This is a genomic window from Pseudomonas sp. HMWF006 (assembly GCF_003061205.1).
In the GTDB taxonomy this organism is placed as follows: Bacteria; Pseudomonadota; Gammaproteobacteria; order Pseudomonadales; family Pseudomonadaceae; genus Aquipseudomonas; species Aquipseudomonas monsensis.
Map to the genome: position 1 here is coordinate 25,263 of NZ_QAIU01000394.1, position 6,004 is coordinate 31,266.

General features: G+C 60.6%; 5 protein-coding genes. 1 reads left to right on the forward strand and 4 read right to left on the reverse strand.

What is annotated here, in order from left to right; genetic code table 11:
- A partial coding sequence (gene tssI, locus DBR24_RS32400; protein ID WP_256591554.1) for a type VI secretion system tip protein TssI/VgrG occupies positions 1-807 on the reverse strand: 807 nt, incomplete at its 3' end.
- Between the two features lie 374 nt (positions 808-1,181).
- Between tssI and DBR24_RS16240 the strand changes: the two genes are divergently transcribed.
- Complete coding sequence (locus DBR24_RS16240) at positions 1,182-2,483, forward strand: OprD family porin (protein WP_128615272.1); 1,302 nt, start codon at positions 1,182-1,184, stop codon at positions 2,481-2,483.
- A gap of 142 nt (positions 2,484-2,625) precedes the next feature.
- Here the strand turns inward: DBR24_RS16240 and DBR24_RS16245 are convergent, their stop codons facing one another.
- From DBR24_RS16245 to xylB, 3 genes are read right to left on the reverse strand one after another with little or no spacing between them, the layout of a single operon-like run.
- On the reverse strand, positions 2,626-3,246 hold the full coding sequence (locus tag DBR24_RS16245; protein WP_128615273.1) for a hypothetical protein: 621 nt from the start codon (positions 3,244-3,246) through the stop codon (positions 2,626-2,628).
- 48 nt (positions 3,247-3,294) lie between these two features.
- On the reverse strand, positions 3,295-4,233 hold the full coding sequence (locus tag DBR24_RS16250) for a carbohydrate kinase (protein WP_128615274.1): 939 nt from the start codon (positions 4,231-4,233) through the stop codon (positions 3,295-3,297).
- Between the two features lie 12 nt (positions 4,234-4,245).
- A complete protein-coding gene (xylB, locus tag DBR24_RS16255) occupies positions 4,246-5,742 on the reverse strand; it encodes a xylulokinase (protein WP_128615275.1) in 1,497 nt (498 codons plus the stop codon).
- Positions 5,743-6,004: the final 262 nt, after the last annotated feature.

The following is a 6,004-nucleotide window of genomic DNA, read 5'->3' on the forward strand; positions in this document are numbered from 1 at the left end:
GGTGGAAAGGAACTTGCCGCGCTCGCGGGTGGTGAAGCGGCCGGGGTAGTCGTAGTCCTCCAAGTCTGGGGCGAACTCGGACTTGACCGCGCCTTCGGGCAGGATCTTCGGTTTTTCAAAGTCGTAATCGCGGCGGCTGACGCGGGTGGTGCGGGTTTCCAGGCGCAGGTTGAAGCGCTTGATCACGGGTTTGTCGGCAGCCATGCCGGAGTCTTGCTGGTAGCTCACCGGTTTGAGTTTGCGGAACACGGTCTGATCGTCGCCGAACACCAGCTTGTGCCCGCTGCTGCTGTGCTGGAAGTGGAAGTGAATGCCTTCCTCTTCACACAAACGCTGGATGAAATGCAGGTCGGATTCGTCGTACTGCACGCAGTACTCGCGTTCCGGGTACTCGGCGCCGAGCTGGAAGCTGTAGGCGTCGGCGAGAATGCCGCGATCTTCCAGCACCTGGCCGATGATCTTCGGAACGGTGAGGTTCTGGAAAATCTGCTGATCATGGTTGTGCTGCAGGTAGGCCAGTTGCGGCACCAGGCTGATGCTGTAGCGGGTCAGGGTCTTGCCGGAGTCGCCTTGCTCGATGCGATAGACCAGACCGTGGATCTTGCCTTCGCCGGTAGGGCCGAAGGTCAGGACGCCGGGCTTGTGCAGCAGTTCTTCGAGTTTGAGGTCGGGGCGGGCGCTGACGAGTTCGAGGTCGAAACGGAACGGTTCGTTGAGGGCTTCGCGACCGGTGAAGCTGAGGACTTGCAGGTCGGTGTTGGCGCCTTCAAGCGTGAGGGTAATGTGGGTTGCGTTGGCGTCCAGCATGCCTTGAATTCCGTCCGTTGAATAAGCAGGGGACAGATGGTGCAGGATTAAATCGCCTCATTCAAGGCGCAAATGCCGTAGGGGCGGGGTGTTCATGGCATAGGGAAAACCCTTACATAAAGCCTTTGGCCTAATGAATACACGTGCTTCAGGCGAGCGTGCGTGCGCAATTAACACGGTTCTGTCCGAACCGGCACTGAAGAATCATCAGTCAGTTTCAGACTAAAGTCGCCTGTGGCACGTCAAAGCCATCTGCCATCATTGCGACTCACCCCTGCGTGTTCACTTTCTCCCGGCTCAGCCTGACCCGGGACGGGAGCTATTTTTCTGGCTTATTGCGCCTCTGCGCAAACGCTGCATTGTTGGAGTTTTTCATGCGTCCCCCATTCCCCCTGATCACCCCGCGCCAGTCGTTTGGCTTCGGAGCTGTTGTGCTGTGCGCCGGTTTTGCCGCGCAGGCTCAGGCCAGCGGATTTTTTGAAGACACCACGGCGAAAATCGAATCGCGCACGGTGTACTTCAACCGCGATTTCCGTGATGGGCACACCTCGAACGATCAGGGCGCCTCCAAGCGTGAAGAGTCGGCTCAGGGTTTCATTCTCAATCTGCAATCGGGGTACACCGACGGCACGGTCGGCTTCGGTCTCGATGCGCTGGGCATGCTCGGTTTGCAACTCGATTCCAGCCCTGATCGCAGCAACAGCGGCTTGTTGCCATCGAGCGGTGACAACCCACGCGGCTCGAAAGGTCAGTACGCAAAAATGGGCCTGACCGCCAAGGTCAAGGTCTCGGACACGGTGCTGAAATACGGCGCGCTGCTGCCGGATCTGCCGTTGCTCAAGTACAACGACGGTCGCCTGCTGCCGACGATGTTCAACGGTGCGATGCTCACTTCCAGGGAAGTGCAGGACCTGACCTTCATGGCTGCGCGCCTGGACAAGTACACCGCGCGCGATTCCAGCGATTCGCAAGACATCCGCGTGCATTGCAAGAACAAGCGCTACGCGTGCAACACCACCGCCGATCATTTCGACATGTACGGCGTCGACTACAAGATCAATGATCGCCTGACCGCGCAGTATCACTACGCGGAACTGGAAGATATCTATCGCCAGCACTTCGTCGGGCTGTTGGGCAATCAGCCGCTGGGCGATGGTGTGTTAAAGGCGGATCTGCGTTTGCTGAAGAGCGCTGACAGCGGCGATGCCAAGGCCGGGTCCATCGACAACCGAGCGTTGAGCGGCATGCTGTCTTACGCGTTGAGCGGCCACACTTTCAGCGCCGGCTGGCAGCGCATGAACGGCGACAACTCGATGCCGTACCTCGATGGCAGCAATCCGTATCTGGTCAACTACGTCCAGGTCAACGATTTCGCCGCCGCGCAGGAGCGTTCCTGGCAGTTGCGTTATGACTATGACTTCAAGGCAATCGGCATCAATGGCCTGAGTTTCCTCACCCGTTATGTGAACGGTGACCATGTCAAGGTGCCGGGCAGTGATCAGGAAGGCAAAGAGTGGGAACGTGACAGCGAATTGAAGTACGTGATTCAGACCGGCACGTTCAAGGATGTAAGCCTGCGCCTGCGTAATGCGACTTACCGCACCAACTACGAGCAGTTCGCCCGGGATGTGGATGAGACCCGGTTGATTGTGAGTTACAACTTTTCGCTGTTGTAAGGCTTCGATCTGTAGCGTCTGATCGAGCGCTATCGCGGGCAAGCCCGCTCCCACAGGTTTCTTTGGTGTTCACGAGATTAGTGTTCAGCGCAGATCCCCTGTAGGCGTGAGCCTGCTCGCGATGGAGTCCTTGAAATGGCTGTTACAGCCAATGCCAGAACCGGCTCCAGAAGCCGCGATTCAGATCCTCCTTGCATCCGGCATATTGCTGCGCATACAGGTCTGAACGGCTCTGCACCTTGCGCGCCGTCGGCATCAGCCAGGCTTTGCTGGCGTAGGTCTTGTTGCGGAATCCGCCCCAGCCTTCGTGGTAGTTGAGGTACTGGTTATAGGCGTCGTATTTGTACACGCCGTTGATCGAGGTGGTCTTGTCCATGTACCAGCCGACAAAGTCGATTGCGTCGTCGAAGTCCTCGCGGTCGGCCCAATTGCGCCCGGTGCTTTTCTGATAGTCGGACCACACTTCGTCCTTGGCTTGCGCATAACCGGCGGCGGTCGATACGCGGCCCCACGGGATCACCCAGAGCAGGTATTTGCGCGGGGTCTTGGCGTCGTAGCGGTAACCGGACTCCTGATACATGATCGCGAAAGGCACCTGAATCGGCACGCCCCAGCGCCGTTGCGTGACTTGTGCGGCGTCGTACCAGTCGCTCTTTTCGCGAAAGATCTCGCAGATGTTTTCAGGGGAACGGGGCGGCGAGGTGCCGCACCCGGTCAACAGTGTCGCGAGTACCAGAAGTCCAACCGTCTGCCCTGAATTCAAAAGCCGTCATCCCGTCATGCGCGTGAAAAAGGGCGACAGTCTACGCGCTCAGGACAATTGGTGACGATAGGGGAGATCCGGACCGGTCTTGCTGCAGGTCAGGGCGGCCGCCCGCACGGCAAAGCCGAGCATGGCGTCGATCTGTTCGCGGCTCAGTTGTTGTACGCCTTCAACCGAATCCAGCCGGTGCTCGGTCAGCCAGGTGATGAGCGCTGCCTGGAAGGTGTCGCCGGCGCCGACGGTATCGGCGATCTTCACCGAGCAGGCTGGCACCGACCACGAGCCGTGCGCACGACTGAACACGCTCGCGCCTTCGCCGCCACGGGTGAGGAACACCAGTTGGCAGCGATGTTCGAGCCAGCTTTCGATCACGCGCTGCGGATCCTGCTCGGGGTAGAGCAGGCTCAGGTCTTCGTCGCTGACTTTGATCATGTCGGCCAGTTGCACCAGCGTCGCCACGCGCTCGCGCCACAGCACGATGTCCGGCTGCGGATTGAGGCGCACGTTCGGGTCGAGGGTGATCAGGCGTTTGCCGCTTTCGCGCTGGACAAGAGCGAGCAGGGTATCGGCGACGGGCTGCACCACCAGCGAAAACGAGCCGATGTGCAAACCACGTACCTGCGAATCCAGTGACGGCAGGTGGGCGAGGCTCAACTGCCGATCCGCGCAACCTTCACCGCGAAAGCTGTAGTGCGGCGCCCCGTTGGCACCCACGGCGACCATTGCCAGGGTGGTCGGCGCGGCGAAATCCACCAGATAGTCCGGGCGCACGCCTTCCTCCTGCAACACCTGTTGCAAGCGTCGGCCGAGGTAGTCCGTAGATAGCCCGGCAAACAGCGCCGAGTCCACGCCAAGACGGCGCAGACCCACGGCGACGTTGAACGGCGAGCCGCCGGCAATCGCCTTGAAATTGACTTTCGACGCCTGCCCGCTGGCATCGTCTTCGCTGAAGAAATCAAACAGGGCTTCGCCACACACCAGATACATAATTGTTCGCTCTTATAGGGTTGCGACATGCTGTTGATAGCGTTCATAGACCTGCTGGAACGCCGCGACATTCGCGGCGACCGGCAGGGTTTCACTGTTCAGGTCAAGCTTCACGCAGCGTTCGCACAGGGCGGCGAGCGTGTCTTCGTGGCCGTTCGACCAGGATTCGCACCACGCCGCTTGTATCGCCGCGCCAAGGGCGGCGGCTTCGCTTTGTTCGGTGCAGATGACCGGGGTGTTCATGATGTCGGCGACGATCTGCCGCCACACCGCGCTTTTCGAACCTCCGCCGATCAGGCAAATGCTGCTGCTTTGTAAACCATTGTGGCGCAGTAAATCCAGCCCGTAGCGCAGACCGAAGGTGGTGCCTTCGACGGCGGCGCGACACAGATTGGCCTGGGTCAGGTTGTCCAGCGTCAGCCCGTGCAGGCTGCCGCTGGCGTGGGGCAGGGCGGGGACGCGTTCGCCATTGAAAAACGGCAATAGCGTCACGCCCTCGGCACCGATCGGCGCCTGGGCCACCTGCGTGTTGAACTGTTCCAGGTCGAGGTCGAACAACTGGCGAATCGCGCCGGTGGCATTGGTCAGGTTCATGGTGCAGATCAGCGGCAACCAGCCGCCGCTGGAAGAACAAAACGTCGCGACCGAGGCATCCGGGCTGACGGTGGGCGCGTCGGCATAGGCGTACACCGTGCCCGACGAGCCAAGGCTCATGGTGATTGCACCGGGCTGAATGTTGCCGGTGCCAATGGCGCCCATCATGTTGTCGCCGCCGCCACTGGATACCCGTGCGGCGGGGTTGAGGCCGAGCTGTTCGGCAATGCTCGGCAGGATCGTGCCGACCGGCTGGTGGGCGTCGATCAGCTCCGGAAGGGCGGCTTGCAGGCGACCGCTGGCGTCGATGTCGCGCAGCAATTGCAAGTCCCACTGACGGCTGCGCACATTGAAGTAACCGGTGCCCGAGGCATCGCCGTATTCGCTGCAGGCGCGGCCGGTGAGCCAGAAGTTGAGGTAGTCATGGGGCAGCAGGATGTGGGCGATGCGCGAGAAAACCGCCGGATGCTGTTCCTGGGTCCAGAGCAGTTTCGACACGGTGTAGCCCGGCGCGATGACCACGCCGAGGCGTTCCAGCGATCCCTTTTCGCCGCCCAGGTGCTTGAGCAAGCGGTCGTTTTCGGCGCTGGTTTCGGTATCGCACCAAAGCTTGGCCGGGCGCAGTACCTGGCCCTGATCGTCGAGCAAGACCAGGCCGTGTTGCTGGCCGGAGACGCCGATGCCGAGGATCGACTGGCCATCGACATTTGCTGCCAACAAGGCCTGGCGGGTGGCGAGGGTGAAGGCTTCCAGCCATTGCTGGGTGTCTTGCTCGCGGCGGCCGTTGGCGCCGCTGATCATCGTGTGGGCGGCGGCGCCCTGGCCGAGGACTTGACCGCTGGCGGCGTCGAGGATGATGGCTTTGGTGCCTTGGGTGCCGCAGTCGATGCCCAGGAACAGTTGTTGTGTTGTCATGTGTGAACCACTCGGGTGTGGTGAAGATCAAGAGCTTACCCCCTCACCCCAACCCTCTCCCCCAAGGGGGCGAGGGGGAAGGGAGCCGATCGGGGGCTGTTCAAAACCTGAGTTCGACTCCGGTTCTGTCAATCAGTGGCTGCTCAAAACCTGAGTTCGACGGCCGACCTCTCAATCAGGTGCTGTTCAAAACCTGAGTTCGACTCCGGACGTTCAGGTCGATGTAACTTGCACAAACCACTCGGTCAGTTCCCTCTCCCTC